18 protein-coding genes and 2 tRNA genes are annotated in these 20,900 nt (G+C 59.8%); 9 read left to right on the top strand and 11 right to left on the bottom strand.

What is annotated here, in order from left to right:
* Positions 1 to 5 precede the first annotated feature (5 nt).
* Complete coding sequence (gene recJ, locus QD336_RS01230) at positions 6 to 1,814, top strand: single-stranded-DNA-specific exonuclease RecJ (RefSeq protein WP_499169251.1); 1,809 nt, start codon at positions 6 to 8, stop codon at positions 1,812 to 1,814.
* Between the two features lie 128 nt (positions 1,815 to 1,942).
* On the opposite strand, the gene QD336_RS01235 is transcribed toward recJ, so the two are convergent.
* The 6 genes from QD336_RS01235 to QD336_RS01260 all read right to left on the bottom strand — a co-directional run bounded on the left by QD336_RS01235 (position 1,943) and on the right by QD336_RS01260 (position 7,449).
* Positions 1,943 to 2,017, bottom strand: a tRNA-Glu gene (locus QD336_RS01235).
* 453 nt (positions 2,018 to 2,470) lie between these two features.
* Positions 2,471 to 2,545: transfer RNA gene (locus QD336_RS01240), tRNA-Glu, on the bottom strand.
* A gap of 628 nt (positions 2,546 to 3,173) precedes the next feature.
* Positions 3,174 to 3,947 (bottom strand): amino acid ABC transporter ATP-binding protein, encoded by a 774-nt coding sequence (locus QD336_RS01245; RefSeq protein ID WP_080808739.1) that lies wholly within the window; start codon positions 3,945 to 3,947, stop codon positions 3,174 to 3,176.
* Positions 3,948 to 3,960: 13 nt separating this feature from the next.
* On the bottom strand, positions 3,961 to 5,118 hold the full coding sequence (locus QD336_RS01250) for an amino acid ABC transporter permease (RefSeq protein WP_499168952.1): 1,158 nt from the start codon (positions 5,116 to 5,118) through the stop codon (positions 3,961 to 3,963).
* Between the two features lie 3 nt (positions 5,119 to 5,121).
* Positions 5,122 to 6,318: an amino acid ABC transporter permease gene (locus QD336_RS01255; RefSeq protein ID WP_499168953.1), complete on the bottom strand. Its 1,197-nt coding sequence runs from the start codon at positions 6,316 to 6,318 to the stop codon at positions 5,122 to 5,124.
* Between the two features lie 108 nt (positions 6,319 to 6,426).
* Positions 6,427 to 7,449: an amino acid ABC transporter substrate-binding protein gene (locus QD336_RS01260; RefSeq protein ID WP_499168954.1), complete on the bottom strand. Its 1,023-nt coding sequence runs from the start codon at positions 7,447 to 7,449 to the stop codon at positions 6,427 to 6,429.
* Positions 7,450 to 7,824: 375 nt separating this feature from the next.
* Here QD336_RS01260 and QD336_RS01265 point away from each other — a divergent pair, with 375 nt between their 5' ends.
* The gene (locus QD336_RS01265) at positions 7,825 to 9,012 is read left to right on the top strand and encodes a cystathionine beta-lyase (RefSeq protein ID WP_269341291.1); all 1,188 of its coding nucleotides are present in this window, start codon (positions 7,825 to 7,827) and stop codon (positions 9,010 to 9,012) included.
* Between the two features lie 14 nt (positions 9,013 to 9,026).
* Here the strand turns inward: QD336_RS01265 and QD336_RS01270 are convergent, their stop codons facing one another.
* Positions 9,027 to 10,208, bottom strand: coding sequence for an FAD-dependent monooxygenase (locus QD336_RS01270; RefSeq protein ID WP_499168958.1), 1,182 nt, complete (start codon positions 10,206 to 10,208; stop codon positions 9,027 to 9,029).
* Positions 10,209 to 10,230: 22 nt separating this feature from the next.
* Positions 10,231 to 10,476, bottom strand: a complete 246-nt coding sequence (locus QD336_RS01275) for a zinc-finger domain-containing protein (RefSeq protein WP_003502857.1) — start codon at positions 10,474 to 10,476, stop codon at positions 10,231 to 10,233.
* A gap of 170 nt (positions 10,477 to 10,646) precedes the next feature.
* Between QD336_RS01275 and QD336_RS01280 the strand changes: the two genes are divergently transcribed.
* The 3 genes from QD336_RS01280 (at position 10,647) to QD336_RS01290 (ending at position 12,736) form a co-directional block, all read left to right on the top strand.
* Entirely contained in the window at positions 10,647 to 11,423 is a 777-nt protein-coding gene (locus QD336_RS01280) for an alpha/beta fold hydrolase (RefSeq protein WP_499168959.1), read from the top strand.
* Positions 11,424 to 11,566: 143 nt separating this feature from the next.
* Positions 11,567 to 12,391: a serine O-acetyltransferase gene (gene cysE, locus QD336_RS01285; RefSeq protein WP_269341294.1), complete on the top strand. Its 825-nt coding sequence runs from the start codon at positions 11,567 to 11,569 to the stop codon at positions 12,389 to 12,391.
* A gap of 141 nt (positions 12,392 to 12,532) precedes the next feature.
* Complete coding sequence (locus QD336_RS01290) at positions 12,533 to 12,736, top strand: DUF3126 family protein (RefSeq protein WP_003524869.1); 204 nt, start codon at positions 12,533 to 12,535, stop codon at positions 12,734 to 12,736.
* A 55-nt stretch (positions 12,737 to 12,791) separates the two neighbouring features.
* Here the strand turns inward: QD336_RS01290 and QD336_RS01295 are convergent, their stop codons facing one another.
* Positions 12,792 to 14,186 (bottom strand): cytochrome P450, encoded by a 1,395-nt coding sequence (locus QD336_RS01295; RefSeq protein WP_499168961.1) that lies wholly within the window; start codon positions 14,184 to 14,186, stop codon positions 12,792 to 12,794.
* Between the two features lie 136 nt (positions 14,187 to 14,322).
* Here QD336_RS01295 and QD336_RS01300 point away from each other — a divergent pair, with 136 nt between their 5' ends.
* A complete protein-coding gene (locus QD336_RS01300; RefSeq protein ID WP_499168963.1) occupies positions 14,323 to 14,964 on the top strand; it encodes a TetR/AcrR family transcriptional regulator in 642 nt (213 codons plus the stop codon).
* Between the two features lie 103 nt (positions 14,965 to 15,067).
* On the opposite strand, the gene fdhA is transcribed toward QD336_RS01300, so the two are convergent.
* Complete coding sequence (fdhA, locus tag QD336_RS01305) at positions 15,068 to 16,258, bottom strand: formaldehyde dehydrogenase, glutathione-independent (protein ID WP_269341297.1); 1,191 nt, start codon at positions 16,256 to 16,258, stop codon at positions 15,068 to 15,070.
* A 159-nt stretch (positions 16,259 to 16,417) separates the two neighbouring features.
* Complete coding sequence (locus QD336_RS01310; RefSeq protein WP_499168965.1) at positions 16,418 to 17,290, bottom strand: ATP-binding protein; 873 nt, start codon at positions 17,288 to 17,290, stop codon at positions 16,418 to 16,420.
* Between the two features lie 206 nt (positions 17,291 to 17,496).
* On the opposite strand from QD336_RS01310, the gene yajC reads away from it, so the two are divergent.
* The 3 genes from yajC (at position 17,497) to QD336_RS01325 (ending at position 20,883) form a co-directional block, all read left to right on the top strand.
* Positions 17,497 to 17,844 carry a preprotein translocase subunit YajC gene (yajC, locus tag QD336_RS01315; protein WP_003524964.1) on the top strand — a complete coding sequence of 116 codons (348 nt, stop codon included), beginning with the start codon at positions 17,497 to 17,499 and terminating at the stop codon, positions 17,842 to 17,844.
* A gap of 82 nt (positions 17,845 to 17,926) precedes the next feature.
* Positions 17,927 to 20,491, top strand: coding sequence for a protein translocase subunit SecDF (gene secDF, locus QD336_RS01320; protein WP_269341299.1), 2,565 nt, complete (start codon positions 17,927 to 17,929; stop codon positions 20,489 to 20,491).
* Positions 20,491 to 20,883 (top strand): Mth938-like domain-containing protein, encoded by a 393-nt coding sequence (locus QD336_RS01325; protein ID WP_269341300.1) that lies wholly within the window; start codon positions 20,491 to 20,493, stop codon positions 20,881 to 20,883. The genes secDF and QD336_RS01325 overlap by 1 nt, the downstream gene beginning before the upstream one ends.
* Positions 20,884 to 20,900: the final 17 nt, after the last annotated feature.

The raw sequence follows: 20,900 nt of genomic DNA on the forward strand, positions 1-20,900 counted from the left end.
ACAGTATGGCAATGATGGAGCCGGCCGATACCGTGGCCCGCGCATTTTTAAGCGTGGAGCGGTCGGCGACAGAACAGCGCTGGGTGTCGCGGCTGGATCAGGCCGGGCAGAACCGTGCGTTGGCCATGTCCCAGATCCACGCCATTCCCGAATTGATTGCCCGCGTGCTTGCCGGGCGCGGGGTGGGTGTTGATGACGCCCTGGCATTCCTTGATCCCACCATACGCGCCCTGATGCCCGACCCGCATATGCTGACCGATTGCGAAAAGGCCGCCGAGCGGCTGGTGCGCGCCATCGACACCGGCGAGAAGGTGGCGATCTTCGGTGACTACGATGTTGACGGTGCTGCCTCTTCGGCGCTGATGTATCGCTTTCTCGCGCATTTCGGGCTGACGCCGGAAATCTATATTCCCGACCGCATTTTCGAGGGTTACGGGCCGAACCCGGCGGCGATGCAGCAGCTTGCCGCCAATGGTGCGACGCTGATCGTGACGGTCGATTGTGGCTCAACCAGCCATGACTCGCTCAAGGCTGCGAAGGATGCCGGAACGGATGTGGTGGTGATCGATCACCATCAGGTCGGAACGGAACTTCCGTCGGCCGTGGCGCTGGTCAATCCCAACCGGGAGGATGATCTGTCGGGGCAGGGGCATCTCTGCGCAGCCGGCGTTGTGTTCCTCGTGCTGGTGGCCACGTTGCGGCTGCTGAAGGACAGACGCAACCGGCAGGCCTTCACGCTCGATCTGCTGTCGCTGCTTGATATCGTCGCGCTTGCGACGGTCTGCGACGTGGTGCCGCTGAAGGGCCTCAACCGCGCTTATGTCGTCAAGGGCCTGATTGCCGCGCGGCACATGAACAATGCCGGGCTTGCGGCGCTATTCAAGAAGGCGGGGCTGGGTGGGCCTGTCACGCCCTATCATTTCGGCTTCCTGATCGGGCCGCGCATCAATGCCGGCGGCCGTATCGGCGATGCGGCCCTCGGCAGCCGCCTGTTGACCATCGATGATTCCTCGCAGGCGGAGGTGATTGCCGAGCGGCTGGATGAGCTGAACCGCGAGCGGCAGGCCATGGAAGCGGCAATGCTGGCGGAGGCGGAAGCCGAGGCGCTGTTCGAATATGGCGACGGCTCAGGTGCCGGCGTCATCGTCACCGCGCGCGAGAACTGGCATCCCGGCATTGTCGGCCTGCTTGCCTCGCGCCTGAAGGACCGTTTCCGCCGTCCGGCCTTTGCCATTGCCTTCGATCCATCCGGCAAGGGCACCGGCTCCGGCCGTTCGATCAACGGCTTCGATATGGGCCGTATGGTGCGTGCCGCCGTGGAGGCGGGATTGCTGGTCAAGGGTGGCGGCCATGCCATGGCGGCCGGCCTGACGGTGGAACGGGCCAATCTCGGCAGGCTCCGGGCCTTTTTCGAGGAAGCGGCCGCAAAGACGGTGAATGAGCTGGTGGAAAGCAGCGTGCTGAAGATCGACGGCGCCATCGGCGCGTCGGGTGCGACATTGCAGCTTGTCGACCAGCTGGAGCAGGCCGGTCCCTATGGTTCGGGCCATTCGCAGCCGATCTTTGCCGTGCCGGCCCATCGCCTGCGCGATGTACGGCTTGTGGGCACAGCGCACGTCAAGATCACGCTGGAGGCCATGGATGGCTCGCGGCTGGATGGAATCGCCTTCCGCGCTGCCGAAGCACCTCTGGGGCAGATGCTGCTCAATGCGCGTGGCAGGAACATTCATGTTGCAGGCACGGTGGGCGCCGATCTCTGGCAGGGCCAGAGGCGCGTGCAGCTGCGCGTGCTGGATGCGGCTTTCGCGCCCTGACGGGGCTGCAGAACGATCCGGAATTCTGAGAAACAAGGTCTTTGACGGGAGAGCCAGACGTGCGTCGAGGTCTTTACGCGATGCGTGAAGATTTTCGTACAGACTGCGGATTTTCAAGGAGAAGCAAGTGGCACGCCCTAGGGGAGTCGAACCCCTCTTTTCAGAATGAAAATCTGACGTCCTAACCGATAGACGAAGGGCGCGTGCGCTTGTGGTGTGGCGCCCTTATAGTCAGGCTCCGGTTGGTCCGCAAGCGGAAAAATTGATTTTTTTCGCTTCGGGACGAGTTTTTTTATGGAAGTCGAAAGGCCTGTGGAAAACTGCATCGGAACTGGCCAAGGCCTTGAAATGTCGCCCCTATCACTGCGCGCCGACAAGGCACTCACACGTCGTGGGAGGCCGGGCAGGTGGATTCCCAACCCCTAGCTGGCATCAGGCTGCTGTCTTGGCAGAAGAGACGCTGTGAGTGAGGTGAGGGGGGAAGGCAAGCCGGTTGATCTGCCCGGTGGCATTTCGTCCGGCTTGCCTTCCATCGGGGGGGGGCGCCATTCTAACGTGCCGAGAGGGAATCGGTTCCGCGCGATGATGACGCGCGACAAAATCGTAGCGTTGAATGAGACGTTCACATTTTTGAAGGGGAAGAACACGAAGGCAAGTGGCACGCCCTAGGGGAGTCGAACCCCTCTTTTCAGAATGAAAATCTGACGTCCTAACCGATAGACGAAGGGCGCGTGCGCTTGTGGTGTGGCGCCCTTATAGTCAGGCTCCGGTTGGTCCGCAAGCGGAAAAATGCATGATTTGACAAAAAAATGACATGGGTGGCCAGAAGCCCTGAGAAACAAGGATTCTTGTTTCGTAACAAATGGTTAAATGGGCGGTGTGTCGAGTGGTGTGTACTGTTTTATGCGTTTCACTATCGCTTGGCAGCGATGGTTTCGCGAATCCAGGTATTTCAATCGTATCGACCCAAGGTGGATATTATGTCGAATAGACCCTGTATAAAACCAGAACGATGAGCATCACGATTGCCCCATTGATAAGACGTGCCACCCACCGGACGAACTTTGATTTTGAGGGATGGCCCGATGTCAGATAGCCCAAAAGGTCTGCCAGGGACCCAACCAGATCGCTCATTGCGAAATCCGCCTGAAAATGTCGTTATCTCACCGCAGTAGTTACGTGAGGCCGACCATTCTCGAATTCAAGGTCCGCCTTGACCGAGAATCAAAGAGGGCCGTGGTTTTACTCACAGCCCTTTGTCACCCTTCGATAGAGTAACGGGGCCGTATGGCCCCGTATCTGCGTCTTGGTCCGGAACTGGGATAGAAGTGCCCGTTGCGGACGCATGCTGTCCAAAAATCAGTGCAGAATCTGGCTGAGGAACAGCCGGGTGCGCTCGTGCTGCGGATTGTCGAAGAACTCGGCGGGCGAGTTCTGTTCGACGATCTGGCCCTGATCCATGAAGATGACGCGGTTTGCGACCTGGCGGGCGAAGCCCATTTCGTGGGTCACGCACAGCATCGTCATGCCGTCTTCGGCGAGGCTCACCATGGTGTCGAGCACTTCCTTGACCATTTCCGGGTCGAGCGCCGAGGTCGGCTCGTCGAACAGCATGATCTTCGGCTTCATGCAGAGCGAACGGGCGATCGCCACGCGCTGCTGCTGGCCGCCGGAGAGCTGGCCGGGGTACTTGTGCGCCTGCTCGGGAATCTTGACGCGCTTCAGATAGTGCATCGCCACTTCTTCGGCTTCCTTCTTGGGCATCTTGCGAACCCAGATCGGCGCCAGCGTGCAGTTTTCGAGGATCGTCAGATGCGGGAAGAGGTTGAAGTGCTGGAACACCATGCCGACTTCGCGACGCACTTCATCGATCTTCTTCAGGTCGTTGGTAAGCTCGATGCCATCGACCTGGATCGAACCCGACTGGTGTTCTTCCAGCCGGTTGATGCAGCGGATCATGGTCGACTTTCCCGACCCGGAAGGACCGGCGATGACGATGCGCTCGCCCTTCATGACCTTCAGGTTGATGTCGCGCAGCACGTGGAAATCACCATACCACTTGTTCATGCCGGTGAGTTCGATTGCCACGTCCGTTGTCGAGACGGCCAGTTTTTTTGCTTGGGTTTCTGCCATTTTTGAGCGTCCCTTATCGTTTATGCCCGGTGTCGAGGTGCCGTTCCATGAACAGCGAATAACGCGACATGCCGAAGCAGAATATCCAGAATATGAAACCTGCGAAAATATAGCCAGTCATTGCCGTGACAGGCGTCGCCCAGTTCGCATCCGCTTGGTTGAGTGTGACAATACCGAGCAGGTCGAACATGCCGATGATAGAGACCAGCGACGTGTCCTTGAACAGCCCGATGAAGGTGTTGACGATGCCCGGAATGACGAGCTTCAGCGCCTGCGGCAGCACGATCAGCCTCGTCTTCTGCCAGTAGTTCAGGCCGAGCGAATCCGCCCCTTCATATTGCCCCTTCGGAATGGCCTGCAGGCCGCCGCGGATCACCTCCGCCATATAGGCCGAGGAGAACAGCGAGACACTGACAAGTGCGCGCAGGAACTTGTCGAAGGTCCAGCCTTCGGGCAGGAACAGTGGCAGCATGATGCTGGCGAAGAACAGCACGGTGATCAGCGGAATGCCTCTGATGACTTCGATGAAGAGCACGCAGAGCATCTTGATGACAGGCAGGTTCGACCGCCGCCCGAGCGCCAGAAGAATGCCGAAGGGCAGGGATACCGTTATTCCGAAGAACGACAGGATCAGCGTGATCATCAGCCCGCCCCAGAGCTGCGTTTCCACCTTTGGCAGGCCGAAGACGCCGCCGATGAGCAGGAAAAACGCAATGAAGGGCAGGATGATGAAAAGCACCAGCGCGTTTAGTCGCTTGAACGGTGCTTTCGGGATGAGCATCGGTATCAGCAGAATGGCAAACGTCACCATCACCAGGATGGGACGCCAGCGCTCGTCGATCGGATAGCGACCGAACATGATCTGGCCGAATTTCGCCGAGACGAAGGCCCAGCATGCCCCGGCCTCGCCATCCGGTAATGCACCACCCTGAGAGGACGTCAGGCAGGCGAAGCGATCTGTACCGGTCCACACCGCATCCGCGAACAACCACTTGAAAAGCGGTGGCAGAAGATAGGCCAATACAGCGATAGCCAGAACCGTAAGGGCGGTATCTTTCGGCGTGGCGAAGAGTTTGGTGCGCAGCCAATGAGAGAGACCTACCGCACTCGAAGGTGCGGGTTTTGCTTCCTCGATGGTATGACGCACGAAAGCATGATTGCTTAATGTCATCGTTTATCTCTCCACCAGGGCCATTTTCGCGTTTAACCAGTTCATGACCAGAGCCGTGAGCAGGGACAGCGAGAGGTAGAGAACCAACCAGACAGCAACAACTTCGACTGCCTGTCCCGTCTGGTTCAGGATCGTGCCGCCGACGGAAACGATGTCGGCGAAGCCGACGGCGACGGCAAGCGAGGAGTTCTTGGTCAGGTTGAGATATTGACTTGTCAGCGGCGGGATGATGATGCGCATCGCCTGCGGCACGATGATCAGACGTGTCGTCGTGCTGGAGCGCAGCCCCAGTGCTTCCGCAGCTTCCGTCTGGCCCTTCGCCACGGCCTTGATGCCGCCGCGAACGATCTCGGCGATGAAGGAGGCGGTGTAGAAGGAAAGCGACAGAAACAGCGACATGAATTCAGGTGCAACGACCGCGCCGCCCGAAAGGTTGAAACGTCCGGCAATCGGGTAATCGAATGTCAGCGGTGAGCCGAGGGCCAGAAATGTCGCGGCAGGGAGGCCAATAATGAGAAGTGTAACCGTGATGCCGGTGCGGAATTGCTGGCCGGTTTGTTCCTGTCTCGCCTTTGCCCAGCGATATACGAGGAAGCTGAAGACGATTGCCACCAGAAAGGCGAGCGGTATCAGCCAGGTGCCTTCTCCCCAGAGTGGCTTGGGAAAGAACAAGCCGCGATTGTTGAGATAGGTTCCAAGCGGAAGCTCGAGCGACTCGCGCGCCTGCGGCAGAACCGCGATGACGCCCTTGTACCAGAAGAAGATGACGAGCAGCGGCGGGATGTTGCGGAAGATTTCCACATAGGCCTGCGCGAGTTTCGAAATCAGCCAGTTGTTGGAGAGCCGGGCAATACCGACGATGAAACCGATGATCGAGGCGGCGATGATGCCGAAAAATGCGACCTGGATCGTGTTGAGAATGCCAACGAGCAGAGCCCGGCCATAGGTCTCGTCGCTGGAATAAGCGATCAGCGACTGGCCGATGTCGAAACCGGCTCTTCCATCGAGGAAGCCAAAGCCGGATGAAATGTTTGCCCGTTGAAGATTGGTGATCGTATTCGTCACGATGATCCAGACGAAGGCGGCCAGGATGACGACTGTCAGAACCTGGTAGAAAATGCCGCGTATTCGTGGATCGTAGATAAGTGACGACGCGCTTTGCGCGCGCGATCGTTGCGAACTGACCGCGTTGCCTGCCATAGGCACCTTTCCCTTTTATATGCTCTTTGCGAGCTTATTTATATAATTCTAAAATGGAGGCCAGGCGTTGCCCAGCCTCCTGTCATGATCCAGCCAATGATGGGCCGATCAACGGACCGGCGGTGCGTATTGCAGGCCGCCCTTGGTCCACAGCGCGTTCTGGCCGCGCTCGATCTTCAGCGGCGAGCCCGCACCGACGTTGCGGTCGAAGACTTCGCCGTAGTTGCCCACCAGCTTGACGATGTTGTAGGCCCAGTCATTGCCGACGCCGAGATCGGTCCCGATCTTGGTGCCTTCTTCTGTGCCGAGCAGACGCTTCACGTCCGGATTGAGGCTGGTCTTCTGCTCGTCAACGTTCTTGGAGGTGATGCCAAGTTCTTCGGCGTTGACCATCGCATAGTGAACCCAGGTCACGATGTCGAACCACTGGTCGTCACCCTGGCGAACGGCCGGTCCGAGCGGCTCCTTGGAGATGACTTCCGGCAGAACGATGTTGTCGTCCGGGTTCTTCAGCTTCAGACGGATTGCATAAAGACCCGACTGGTCGGTGGTGTAGACGTCGCAACGGCCGGCATCATAAGCGGAGGTCGCGTCGGCTTCCTTTTCGAAAACGACCGGGTTGTACTGCAGATTGTTGGTCTTGAAGTAATCGGCGAGGTTAAGCTCGGTGGTCGTGCCGGTCTGGACGCAGACGGCGGCGCCGGAAAGCTCAAGCGCGGACTTCACGTTCAGGCCCTTCTTGGCGATGAAGCCCTGACCGTCATAATAGTTGACGGTGCGGAAGTTGAAGCCGAGCGAGGTGTCGCGGCTGATCGTCCAGGTGGTGTTACGGGTCAGAACATCGACCTCACCGGACTGGAGAGCCGGGAAACGGTCCTTGCTCGAAAGTGCGACGAACTTGGCCTTCGTAGGATCGCCGAAAACCGCAGTGGCAATACCACGGCAATAGTCGACATCGATGCCGGACCATTCGCCCTTGTCATCGGGATTGGAAAATCCCGGAATGCCAGCGCTTACGCCGCAGGTGACGAAACCTTTCGACTTCACGTCCTGAAGCGTCGCAGCCGAAGCGACCGAGGCTCCTCCCAAAACTGCTGCGCCGATGGCGGCTGACAGAATTGCCTTTTTCATTTTTCCCAACCTTTGTTTGTTATCGTCGATGGAAGGGGACCGGCATGTTTGTTTTACCCCAGCTCCCCCTTCAGCAAGACCTTTTCGATCCGCTTTTTCTATCACAATCGCAATTGGCAGCGGGGTCAAGACGTGCGGGCAATAATTGTGCCTATAAAACGGAATTTTCCAATTTTTGGTCGGGAAGTGTGCAAAGGGTGAAAATATAAGCATATTTTTGCGGAAAATTGCACTTGCACTAAATTTGTATACTTCTTGTATTCTGCTTCACGATGGATCAATCGGCCATATTCGATGCCCGCTGCGGGACTTGACCTTGCGGTGCGCTCTCAGCATTGTCGCACCCGTCAATGTTCCTTCGAAAGCTGATCTGAAATGACCAAGACAAATGACCTGCTTTCCGCCGCAGGTGTGAATACGCGCCTGACCCATGGCGGCAATGATCCCGCGGACTGTTTCGGTTTCGTCAATCCTCCCATCGTGCGCGGCTCGACCGTGCTTTTCCCCGATGCGGAGACGCTTTCGACCGAAAACCAGAAATACACCTATGGCACCCATGGCACGCCGACGACGGATGCGCTGTGCAATCTCGTCAACGAGCTGGAAGGTTCTTTCGGAACCATTCTCGTGCCCTCCGGGCTTGCGGCGATTACCGTGCCGTTTCTGGCCTATCTCAGTGCGGGCGATCACGCTTTGGTGGTTGATTCCGTCTATTTCCCGACCCGCCGCTTCTGCAATACGATGCTGAAGAAGCTGGGTGTCGAGATCGAATATTACGATCCGGCGATCGGCGAGGGCATTGAGGCGCTCATCCGGCCGAACACGAAGCTGGTGCATCTGGAAGCACCGGGTTCCAACACCTTCGAGATTCAGGATGTGCGGCTGATTACCGAGATTGCTCACCGGCACGATTGCGTGGTGACGATGGATAATACCTGGGCGACGCCGCTTTATTTCAAGCCGCTCGATTTCGGCGTCGACATTTCCATTCACGCCGCCACCAAATATCCATCCGGCCATTCCGATGTACTGATGGGCTTCGTTTCGGCCAATGAGAAGCACTGGAAGGCGCTTTATCAGGCCAATGCCAATCTTGGCATCTGCGTCACGTCCGACGATGCCTACCAGATCCTGCGCGGCATGCGCACCATGGGAATCAGGCTGGCGCACCATCAGAAAAGCGCGCTCGACATCGCCACATGGCTGGAGAGCCGGGACGATGTCGTTCGCGTTCTGCATCCGGGCCTGCCGAGCTTTGCCGGGCATGAACTCTGGAAGCGCGATTTCAAGGGCGCGAGCGGCGTCTTCTCCTTCGTGCTGAAGGCGGAAGAAGGCAAATACAAGCAGGCGGCGGCCGCCTTTCTCGATGCGCTGAGCTTCTTCGGGCTTGGTTATTCCTGGGGCGGATACGAATCGCTTGCCGTCTCGGTCTCGCTCATCGACAGGACCATCGCCAAGGGCCCATCGGAAGGGCCGGTCATCCGCCTCCAGATCGGGCTCGAGGATATCGCCGATCTCAAGAAGGATCTTGAGGCCGGATTTGCGGCGGCGGCCGGGGTCTGACCCAGCCCCAGCCCTCAGCCCTTCGCGCGGTAGCCGTAGAGCCAGTCGAAGTCCTTCAGGAACGCTTCCGTGGGGCGGGTGGAAAACACCAGGTCGCGGGCAATCCGGACCGGACCTTTGGCATGATAGGCAAAACGATTGAGAGAGGCCCGCTTGCGGGCCTTTTCTATGCGCGGGAGACGCAAGGCCTCGAAGGCGGCAAGGGCCTGCGGCACGGGCAGGGGCTTTTCGCCGTTACTGCCGGCCACTGCGCCCGCAAGTTCAAACGCATCCTCTATCGCCATGGCCGCGCCCTGTGCGGCAAACGGCATCATGGCGTGTGCCGCGTCGCCGATCAGCACCGTGTCGCGGCCATTGTGCCAGCGGCCGGGGCCGGCCTGATAGAGCGGCCAGAAGGTCGGGCTTTCGGATGAGTTCAAGAGCCTCAGCAAGTCCGGGCTGAACCCGCGAAACTGCTCCAGCAGCAGGGCTTTCTGCCGTCCGCTCGATTCCGCCCGCCATGTCGCGCCGGGATCGGCACCGAGAGCGATGGCGACGATGTTGAAACCGCCGACTTCCTTCAGCGGATAAGCGACGATATGGCCGCCGGAGCTGAGATAGGCCGTGACGGCGCTCTTGTTGATGGCGGATGGAACATCGCTGTCGGTGACCGTAAAGCGCCAGGCCACATTGCCGGAGAAGGTGGCAGTGGGTGCGGCAGGCACGGCAAAACGGGCCGCCGACCAGACGCCATCCGCGCCGACGACCAGGTCGTGATCGCGAAACGTCGTCGCGGCAATGACATCCGCCATTGCATTCTCGATGCGTTTGCCAAGATGCAGCCGGCAGAGCGGATTGCGCTTGACCGCATTCAAAAGCGCGCCTTGCAGCGTCGAGCGGTGCAACACCCCATAGGGGGCGCCCCAGCGGCTGCGGGCGACTGCGCCCATCGGCAGGGACAAGAGCGTGGCAAGGGATTTTCCCGAGGCGAGATCGACGCTCACCGGCTCGGTCCAGCGTGCCTCGATTTCCGGCAGCACGCCAAGCGTGGCCAGGATGCGGGCGGCATTGGGCGACAGTTGCAGGCCGGCACCCACTTCGGTCAGTTCGCCGGCCTGTTCGATGATGTCACAGTCGATGCCGTGCCGGGCAAAAGACAGGGCGGCGGTGAGACCGGCGATGCCGGCACCGACGATGGCCACGGATTTTATGGGCATGATACGCCCCGATCGGGAAAGGTCAGGCGGCCTTCACGTGGAAGACGCAGCCGGGGGGATTGGTCTGCTCGGCCTTCAGCGACGGATTGTAGCGGTAAAGGGTGGAGCAGTAGGAACAGACTTTCTCGTTGTCGTCGCCCATATCGATGAAGATATGCGGATGATCGAAGGGCACGGAAGCGCCGGTGCACATGAATTCCTTGACGCCGATCTCGATCATGCGGTGTCCGCCATCGTTCTGGAAGTGGGGAATGGAATGCCCGGCCATGTTCGTCTCCAAATGCAATATCGTTATCGAGCCGCGATCCGTCTTCGCGCATCGGCTCGTCGTCGCGGATATGTAGCCTCAAACGCATTGCATCTCCATAAAAATCGTCAGCAAAACATGGTCAATTCATCGAATTCCTGCCATATGGTCCGGCAAAAAGGATGTCCTTGATGAATCTCAACACGCCGCAATTTTCCGATTTTTCCCATGACGGCCTTCGCCTTGCCTATTTCGACGAGGGCGATCCGGCGGGCGATCCGGTTTTGTTGATCCACGGCTTCGCCTCCAGCGCCAATGTTAACTGGGTGCATCCTGGCTGGTTGAAGACGCTGGGAGATGCGGGCTACCGGGTGATCGCCATCGACAATCGCGGCCATGGCGCAAGTGACAAGCCGCATGATCCGGAAGCCTATTATCCGTCGGTCATGGCGGGTGATGCGGTGGCGCTGCTCAATCATCTCGGCATCGCCGAAGCCCATGTGATGGGTTATTCCATGGGCGCGCGCATTTCGGCCTTTCTGGCCATGGCCCATCCGGAGCGTGTGCGCTCGCTGGTGTTCGGCGGGCTTGGCATCGGCATGGTCGAAGGCGTGGGCGACTGGGATCCGATCGCCGAGGCGCTTCTGGCGCCTTCGCTCGATGTCGTCACCCATGAGCGCGGCCGTATGTTCCGCGCCTTTGCCGACCAGACGAAAAGCGACCGGCTGGCGCTCGCCGCCTGTATTGAGACGTCGCGGGTTCTCGTCAGCCGCGAGCAGGCCGAAAAGATCGAGGCGCCGACGCTGATCGCGGTCGGAACGAAGGACGACATCGCCGGATCGGGTGCGGAGCTTGCCGCGATCATGCCGCATGCGCGGGCGATCGACATTCCCGGCCGCGACCATATGCTGGCTGTCGGTGACCGGGTGTTCAAGGCGGCGGTTCTGGAGTTCTACCGATCGCTGTGAGCGCCGGCGGCGAGAAACGGTTTTTCATGCTGCATGAAGAAAAACTGAATCCTTGCCGTCTTTAAAGTCGGCATTCGAATCCCATTTCTAATGCACGTCTTTTTCTGTATAAAGAACGACCACTGCAAACGAGGAGACCATTCATGGTCGCACGTACCGAGGCCCGTCAGCCCGAACAGCTGGCGATCGTCGATCCGATCTGGGGCAGCCTGCTCAATGAGGCGCGTAGCGCTGCGGCGCAGGACCCGCTGCTTTCTGCCTTCCTTTATTCGACGATCCTCAATCACCGGTCCCTCGAAGAGTGTGTGATCTACCGTATCTGTGAGCTTCTCGATCATCCCGACATGCAGGCCGTTCTTCTGCGCCAGACCTTCCAGGACATGCTGGATGACTGGCCGGAATGGGGAAGCGTGCTGCGCGTCGATATCCAGGCCGTTTACGACCGCGATCCGGCCTGCACGCGCTTCATGGAGCCGCTGCTCTATTTCAAGGGGTTCCAGGCCATCCAGACCCACAGGCTGGCGCACTGGCTGCTGCAGAAGGGCCGGAAGGATTTCGCGCTTTATCTGCAAAGCCGCTCGTCCAGCATCTTCCAGACGGATATCAATCCGGCCGCGCGCATCGGCAAGGGCATCTTCCTTGATCACGCCACCGGGCTGGTGGTCGGCGAGACGGCTGTCATCGGCGACAACGTCTCCATTCTCCATGGCGTGACGCTCGGCGGCACCGGCAAGGAGGGGGCGGACCGCCACCCGAAGATCGCCAATGGCGTGATGATCGGGGCGGGGGCGAAAATCCTCGGCAATATCGAGATCGGCAGCTGCTCGCGCATCGCCGCCGGCTCCGTTGTGCTGAAGCCCGTTCCGCCTAAGACCACGGTTGCCGGCGTGCCGGCGCGGGTGGTTGGAGAAGCAGGGTGTTCCGAACCCTCGCGCCTGATGGACCAGCTTATCGGAGCCGATATCTGACGGGGCCTTTTACGCTCTGACGGCACCTGCATTTTTACGGTCGTCCGTGTGGAAGACACGGATGACTTGCCGCTTTCACTTTACTTTGGCCTTTGTCCCATGCCAAAAGCGGGCCAACGCGAACCGCACAGGAGAATAGTGGTGAAAGCCGACGAAATCAAAAAACTCGACGCCTATTTCAAGCGCACCTTCAATCCGACGATGGTGGTCAAGGCGCGTCCGCGCAAGGACGATTCCGCCGAAGTGTATCTTGGCGAAGAGTTTCTCGGCGTCGTCTACATCGATGACGAGGACGGCGACCGTTCCTACAACTTCTCCATGGCGATCCTCGACGTCGATCTGTGATCGTCACCATCCGGTGACGGATGGGTTTTCGCATTCGTCAGTCGCCCGTGGCGGTCTACGCCGCGGGCGATTTGTTTTTTCGCTGCCTCACCTGCATCATCAGGCGGTTTTCCGGCCGCAATGTCACCCTCATCAGCGGCTCGACCTTTGCGGCGGAGCTGTTTTCAAGATGGACGGTCTGCAAAACGACCGCGAGGATGGCGACAGCCTCCATCATGGCGAAGGCATTGCCGATGCAGACGCGCGGGCCGGCACCGAAGGGCATATAGGCATAGCGGTGGCGGGTCCTGCTTTCCTCGGGTCCGAAGCGTGACGGGTCGAAACGTTCGGGTTCGTTCCAGAGCGCCGTGTGCCGGTGCACGGCATAGATCGGCACATAAAGGACGGTCCCGGCCGGAATATCGTGTTCGCCAAGCGTGAAGTCCTGCAGCGCGGTGCGTGTGATGATGGGGGCGGGCGGGTAAAGCCGCATCGCCTCGGAAAACACCTGTCTGGTATACGTCAGGCGGGCGATGTGTTCGGCGGCGACCGGTTCGCCGGCGGTGACGGCTTCTATTTCCTCGACGACCCTGCGTTCCTCCTCCCTGTTCTGCGACAGAAGATGGAAGGTCCAGGCGAGACCAAGCGCGGTGGTTTCGTGGCCGGCGGTGATGAAGGTCAAGAGATTGTCGACGATTTCCGTATCGCTCATCATGCGCCCGGTTTCGGGATCTTTCGCCTCAAGCAGCATGGAAACAAGATCGGTCTGTCCCATGGGGTTTTGCCGCCTTCCGGTCACCACTGTCGCAAGGCTGGCGCGCAGGTAATCGACCGCCGCGCGGGCCTTGCGCCGGCCGGGATGCGGCAGCCATTCCGGTGCGCCCAGCACGGCGAGCGCGAAGGTCCAACCCGTGGGTTTCAGATAATCGGTGATGCTTTGCTCGACGCGTCCTATGTCGATGCCATGGCCGCCGGACATCATGGTTTCGACGATGATGTCGAAGGTTGTCCGCATCATTTCATGGCTGATATCGATGTCTCCGGAAGGGGACAGGTGCCAGTGTTGCCCGGTTCGCCGCGCGGAATCGATCATGACAGGCATCAATTCCAGCAGCTTTTCATGCCGGAAGGCGGCGGCGACGGATTGCCGTTGCCATTTCCAGTGATCGCCATCGGCCGTCAGCAGCCCCTGGCCGAGTGCGGGGCCAAGCGCCCGGCGCACATCCTCCCCCTTGGCGAGCAGATGGGCGTTCTTGACCAGGGCTTCGTGGATAAGGGCGGGATCGGCAAGGTGGACCCGCATCTTGCCGCCGAGACGGCTAAAGACCGCTGGTTCGCTGAAGATCTCCGGCGGCATTGCCTTCAGCGGATTGCGGATAAGCGACAGGGCAAGGCGTGCCGTGGCAAATTTGGAAAGCGACACGGTCCCGGGCGCTTCCGGGGAGGCGGTGCGAAGGTCGGTTCCGGTCATATTTACAGGTCCATTATTCGCGTTGGTCACTTAAATTTCCTTTTAAGGTGTATGCCTTATTTTTAAATATCTAAGGTGCTCACCTTATGTTTCAATGCCAGCTTCACTATCAATGACGAAAAACGGCACCGGGAAGATGACGAAACGCCCTTTATCCACACGCCAGCGCATCCTTGCCGCCACTCTCGCATTGTTTAACGAGCGAGGGCCAGACCATGTGACGACGGCCGAGATTGCGGCGGCGGTAAAAATCAATGGCGGCAATCTCTATTATCATTTCCGCACCAAGGAAGCGCTGGTGCTGGCACTGTTTGCCCGGTTTGAAGCAGATGCTCTGGCGATCGTTGCCAGGATCGACGGAGCCGATGAGGCGGCCTCGGCGACCTATAGCGGCCTTTTGCGGCAGTGGTTTTCGCTGGTGTGGAATTACCGCTTCCTGTTCCGTGATCTGATCGGTCTTGTTTCTTCCGCCCCGGCGCTGGTGGAACCGATAGGCGCCGTCAGCGCGGCCATGCGCGTTGCCGTCGGCGATATTGTCGGTCGTATGGAGAAGGCGGGACTTGCCGCTATTCCGGAACGGGAGCGTTCGGCCGTTCTGACGAATCTGTGGATCGTCTCCACCTATTGGGCGTCCTATCTCAATCTCCAGGAAGGGGTCACGGAATTCGGGCCTCAGCAGATCGACTGGGGCCTGCGCCAGGTATCGAGCCTGTTCCGGCCCTACCTTTCCCCGGAGGCGACGGCAGAACTGGAGGCTATGCTTGCGGCGGAGCCGTAAATTTCACCGAATGGTGACCATGCCGGACTGAAAACAAAGACGCCCGCGATGGATACCATCGCGGGCGTTGTTCATGGGCCGTATTTTCGAACCCTCGGCGACGTCAGGCCGCCTTCAGCAGATCGCCATGCGGATCAAGCACGAACTTGGTGGCCGCGCCCTGATCGAAGCTTTCATATCCCTGCACGGCATCATCAAGGGCGATGATCTTGGCGTTGACGATATCGGCAATCGGCAGGCGGTCGTGCAGGATGGCCTGCATCAACTGGCGATTATATTTCAGCACCGGTGTCTGGCCGGTGTGGAAGGATTGCGCCTTCGCCCAGCCAAGGCCGAAGCGCAGCGACAGAGCGCCCTGCTTTGCAGCATTATCGACCGCACCGGGGTCTTCGGTGACGTAAAGCCCGGGAATGCCGATCGAGCCGGCGGCGCGGGTGATTTCCATCATCTGGTTGAGAACGATGGCCGGCTGTTCGCCGCCGGAATGGCCGCGTGCTTCAAAGCCGACGGCGTCGATGGCGCTGTCCACCTCGTTGGTGCCGACGATGTCAGCAATCATGTCGCCCAGCCGGTCGCCCTTGGAAAGATCGACGGGTTCAAAACCGACACGTGCCGCGTGGGCGAGGCGATCCTTGTTGAAATCGCCGACCATGACGACGGCCGCACCCAGAATACGGGCGGAAGCGGCAGCGGCAAGACCGACCGGACCGGCGCCCGCGACATAAACGGTGGAGCCGACGCCGACGCCCGCCTTGACGGCGCCGTGGAAGCCGGTCGGCAGAATATCCGACAGCATGGTGAGGTCGCGGATCTTCGACATCGCCTTGTCGCGATCCGGGAATTTCAGCAGGTTGAAGTCGGCATAGGGGATGGTGACATAACGGGCCTGTCCGCCGATCCAGCCGCCCATGTCGACATAACCATAAGCGCCGCCGGCGCGGGCAGGGTTCACCGTCAGGCAGACGCCGGTATCCTGCGACTTGCAGCAGCGGCAACGGCCGCAGGCGACGTTGAACGGCACGGAGACGATGTCGCCGACCTGCAGCATCTCGACGTCGATGCCTTTTTCGATGACTTCACCGGTGATTTCATGGCCAAGGACGAGGCCCGGCATCGCGGTGGTGCGGCCGCGCACCATGTGCTGGTCGGAGCCGCAGATATTGGTGGAAATCACCTTGAGAATGACGCCGTGCTCAATACGGCGGCCATCCGGCGCCTCGAGCTTCGGGTCGTCGATATCGCGAACCTCGACCTGACCCGGCCGCATGTAAACGACGCCTCTGTTCCTGCTCATATCCATCTCCTCCGTGGTTGAACACCGTGCCTGCCAGCTCCTCCGCGGGCAGGATGACTCCATGGCGTAGCAAACCATTTGGCGGGAGATGTCGCGTTCGGGAATACGACACGCGTTGTGGCCGTAACGACACCGGCTTTCACCGGCGTCGCGGTGGCGTTATCGGTCGAGCGGTTTTCTGAGGCGGCCAGCGGCATCCTGGATATATTGCCAGGCCACACGGCCCGAGCGGCCGCCGCGGGTCGTCGCCCATTCCAGCGCCTCGTGGTGCAGGGTCTCGCGGTCCAGCCCCAGATCGAAATGCGCGGCATAACTTTCGATCATCGTCAGATAGTCTTCCTGGCCGCATTTGTGGAAACCGAGCCACAGGCCGAAGCGATCGGAGAGCGAGACCTTTTCCTCTACCGCCTCGGACGGGTTGATGGCGGTGGACTGTTCGTTTTCCATCATGTGACGGGGCAGGAGATGGCGGCGATTGGAGGTGGCGTAAAACAGGACGTTGTCCGGCCGTCCCTCGATGCCGCCGTCAAGCGCGGCCTTCAGCGATTTATACGCCGTGTCGTCATGATCAAAGGAGAGGTCGTCGCAGAAGACGATGACGCGCTGGCCGGACGCCTTCAATATGTCGAGCAAAGCGGGCAGGGTGTGGATGTCCTCGCGGTGCACTTCCACCAGCTTCAGGGAAACGCTGCTTGCCGCGCGCACATCTTCGTGAACGGCCTTGACCAGCGAGGATTTGCCCATGCCGCGCGCGCCCCAGAGGAGCACGTTGTTGGCGGCGAAACCTTCGGCGAAACGCAGCGTGTTTTCATGCAGGATGTCGCGAACATGGTCGACGCCGCGAATGAGCTTCAGCGCGATGCGGTTGGGGCGGGGAACCGGCTGGAGAAAGGAATTCACCGGCGCCCAGACGAAACAATCCGCCGCATTCCAGTCGTTTACGGCGGGTGCGGGTCCGGCAAGCCGTTCCACGGCAATGGTAAGCCGGCGCAGTTCTGAAAGAAGCAGGGAGGCCGTTTCTTCTCGAATCATGGTGTTTCTTCCGCTTGTCTGGTGTTCAAAACTCTCTTTTGCGCCCGGCCTAGCATGGTGTTTCAGGCCCATAAAGGTTAAGAGGTCCGGAATCGGTACGGCGGGGGCCCTGCATCTGTTGCAATCCCGGCGTTCCCCACTATATTCCGGCGGCTTGAAAGCTGGGGCGGCATCCAAGGTCGTGCCGTAATTCTGAGGAGTTTTATATGTTCATTAGTCAAGCTTTTGCCCAGGACGCAGCAGGCGGCGCATCGGCCTTCGGTTCCGGCCTTGAGATGCTTTTCCTGTTTGCGCCGCTCATGGTGGTCTGGTATTTTTTCCTCATCCGCCCGCAGCGCGCGCAGATGAAGAAGCGCCAGGAAACGCTGACCAACATTCGCCGTGGTGACCAGGTCGTTCTCGGCGGCGGCATCGTCGGCAAGGTGACCAAGGTCATCGACGACAATGAACTCGAAGTCGAAATCGCCGAAGGCGTGAAAATCCGTGCCGCTCGTGCCTACATTGCCGAAGTGCGCGTGAAGGGCGAAGTGGTCAAGACGGAAGCCGCTTCCTGATCCTGCCGGACAACCGAGTGTTCGCTTCCGAATTTTGACGGGTTGCGTGCTGCGCGCGACCCCAACCCTGACCGAGATCGAAATGCTTCATTTTTCCCGTTGGAAAACAGTCTTCATCTGGCTGCTTGTGCTGGCAAGCGTCTTCATCGCCTCTCCCAACCTGTTTTCGGACAAGCAGCTGGAGGGCATGCCTGCCTGGTACAAGGACAACAAGGTAACGCTCGGTCTCGACCTTCAGGGCGGTTCGCACATTATGCTCAAGATCGAGCGTACCGACATCGTCAAGGAACGCCTTGAAACGATCGTGGGTGATGTGCGCACGCAGCTCCGCGACGCCAACATCCGTTATTCGGGGCTGACCGGCAACGGCCAGCAGATCCAGGTCCGCATCAGCGATCCCGCTCAACTGGAAGCCGCCAAGACGGCACTTCGTGATCTGACCCAGCCGGTCTCCGCCGGCACGCTGGTCGGCGGCTCCATCACCGAAGTCACGATGAATGATGGCGGCGACAATCTGCTCAGGCTCAACCTGACGGATGAGGGTATCGATTACCGCCTGTCCTCGGCCGTGTCGCAGTCGATCGAAGTCGTGCGCCGCCGCGTCGACGAAGTCGGCACAACCGAGCCGCTCATCCAGCGCCAGGGTTCTGACCGCATCATCGTGCAGGTGCCGGGCCTTCAGGATCCGCAGCGCCTGAAATCGCTTCTCAACCAGACGGCAAAGCTCTCCTTCCGCATGGTCGACACGACGATGCCGGTGCAGGAGGCCATGAATGGCCGTCCGCCGGCAACGTCTGAGGTTCTCTATTCGCAGGACGATCCGCCGGTTCCCTATCTGGTGGAACGCCGTGCACTCGTCTCCGGCGACAATCTCGTCGATGCCCAGGCAAGCTTCAACCAGCAGACCAACGAACCGGTCGTCACCTTCCGCTTCGACAGCCGCGGCGCGCAGCGCTTCGCGCAGGCGACGCAGCAGAATGTCGGCAAGCCTTTCGCCATCGTGCTCGACAACCAGGTCATTTCCGCACCGGTCATCCGCGAGCCGATCATCGGCGGTTCGGGCCAGATCTCCGGTAATTTCTCGGTGCAGGGCGCGAATGATCTCGCCGTTCTGCTGCGCGCCGGTGCACTGCCGGCCACGCTGACGGTCGTCGAAGAACGCACGGTCGGCCCGAGCCTCGGTAACGACTCCATCACCGCCGGCCTGACGGCCAGTGCCATCGGCGCCATCGGCGTCCTCATCTTCATGTTCGTTTTCTACGGCTTCTTCGGCCTGCTCGCGAATATCGCCCTTGTGGTCAACGTCGTCATGCTGTTGGCCGTCCTCAGTGTGATCGGATCGACGCTGACACTACCGGGTATTGCCGGTATCGTTCTGACCATCGGCATGGCGGTGGATTCCAACGTTCTGATCTATGAGCGCATACGCGAGGAGGTGAAGAGCGGCAAACCGCTGATCCAGTCCCTGGATAACGGTTTCACCCGTGCCTTTGCGACGATCATCGATGCCAACCTGACGACGCTGATCGTGGCGAGCGTTCTGTTCTACATGGGCACCGGTCCGGTCAAGGGCTTCGCCGTTACGCTTGCGGTCGGTATCATCACCACCGTCTTCACCGCCTATACGCTGACGGCATGGATGTTCGGCTACTGGGTTCGCCGCAGCCGCCCGAAGCACCTGCCGAAGGGTGTTCGCACCGCCATGTTCGACGGCCGCGACATTCCCTTCATGCGGTATCGTCGCGTCGTGTTCATGATCACCGGCGCAGTCATGCTCGCCTGCATCGGCGGCTTCATCGGCAAGGGTCTGAACCTTGGTATCGACTTCCAGGGCGGTTCGGTCATCGAGGTGCGCGCCAAGCAGGGTGAGGCGGATCTCGCCGATATCCGTGAGCGTTTGAATCAGCTGAACCTCGGTGAAATCCAGGCGCAGAACTTCGGTACGCCGCAGGATGTCCTCATCCGCATCCAGGCGCAGGACGGCGGCGAAAATGCCGAGCAGTCGGCCATCACCCTGGTACGCGGCGAACTTGAAGCCAACTACGATTTCCGTCGCGTTGAAGTTGTCGGTCCGGCCGTGTCGGGTGACCTGACCTTCACCTCCACGATCGGCATCCTGCTCGCGATGAGCGCGATCATGGTCTACATCTGGGTGCGCTTCGAGTGGCAGTTTGCGCTCGGTGCGGTCATCTCCATGGTGCACGACGTGGTCTTCACCATCGGCCTCTTCGTCTTCCTGGGGATAGAATTCAACCTCACCAGTATCGCGGCGATCCTGACGATCATCGGTTATTCGCTGAACGACACCGTCGTGATTTACGACCGTATCCGTGAGAACCTCAGGCGATACAAGAAGATGCCGCTGTCGATGATCATCGACGTATCGCTGAACCAGACGCTGTCGCGTACGATCCTCACCGGTCTGACCGTGCTTCTGGCCCTTCTGTCGCTGTACCTCTTCGGTGGCGAAGTCATCCGCTCCTTCACCTTCGCCATGCTGTTCGGTGTCGGTATCGGCGTGTTCTCGTCGCTTTATATTGCCGCTCCGGTGCTGATCGCCTTCAAGCTGCGTCCCGACAGCAAGGATGCGGAAGACGAGAAGGATGAAAAGCCCGGTAGCGCCATCGGCGGCAAGCCTGCCGTCTGATGGCTGGCGGGATTGAAATACGCCCGGCCCATTTTCCCGGCCGGGCGCCCATCGATGCCTATGGCAATGGCGGTTTCCGCTTTGCCGACATGTCGCATCGCGGCTCCCTTCTGCTTTTGCCTTCGGGCATTTACGGGTGGGAGCCCGTTGATGCGAAAGAACTGACCGTCGCGCATTTCGAAAAGGTTCTGGCGGAAGCGCAGGATATCGAGGTGCTGCTGATCGGCACGGGTGACGGCATGCGGGTCCTGCCGAAAGAATTGCGTGCCGCCTTCAAGGAGGCGGGCATTTCGGTTGACCCGATGAGCACGGGTGCTGCCGTGCGCACCTATAATATCATGCTTTCGGAATCGCGTGCCGTAGCGGCGGCGCTGATTGCCGTCGAAGGCTGAAGACGTTTCGCGCGCGG

The sequence above is a fragment of the Rhizobium sp. BR 250 genome, from assembly GCF_047445855.1.
In the GTDB taxonomy this organism is placed as follows: domain Bacteria; phylum Pseudomonadota; class Alphaproteobacteria; order Rhizobiales; family Rhizobiaceae; genus Agrobacterium; species Agrobacterium tumefaciens_I.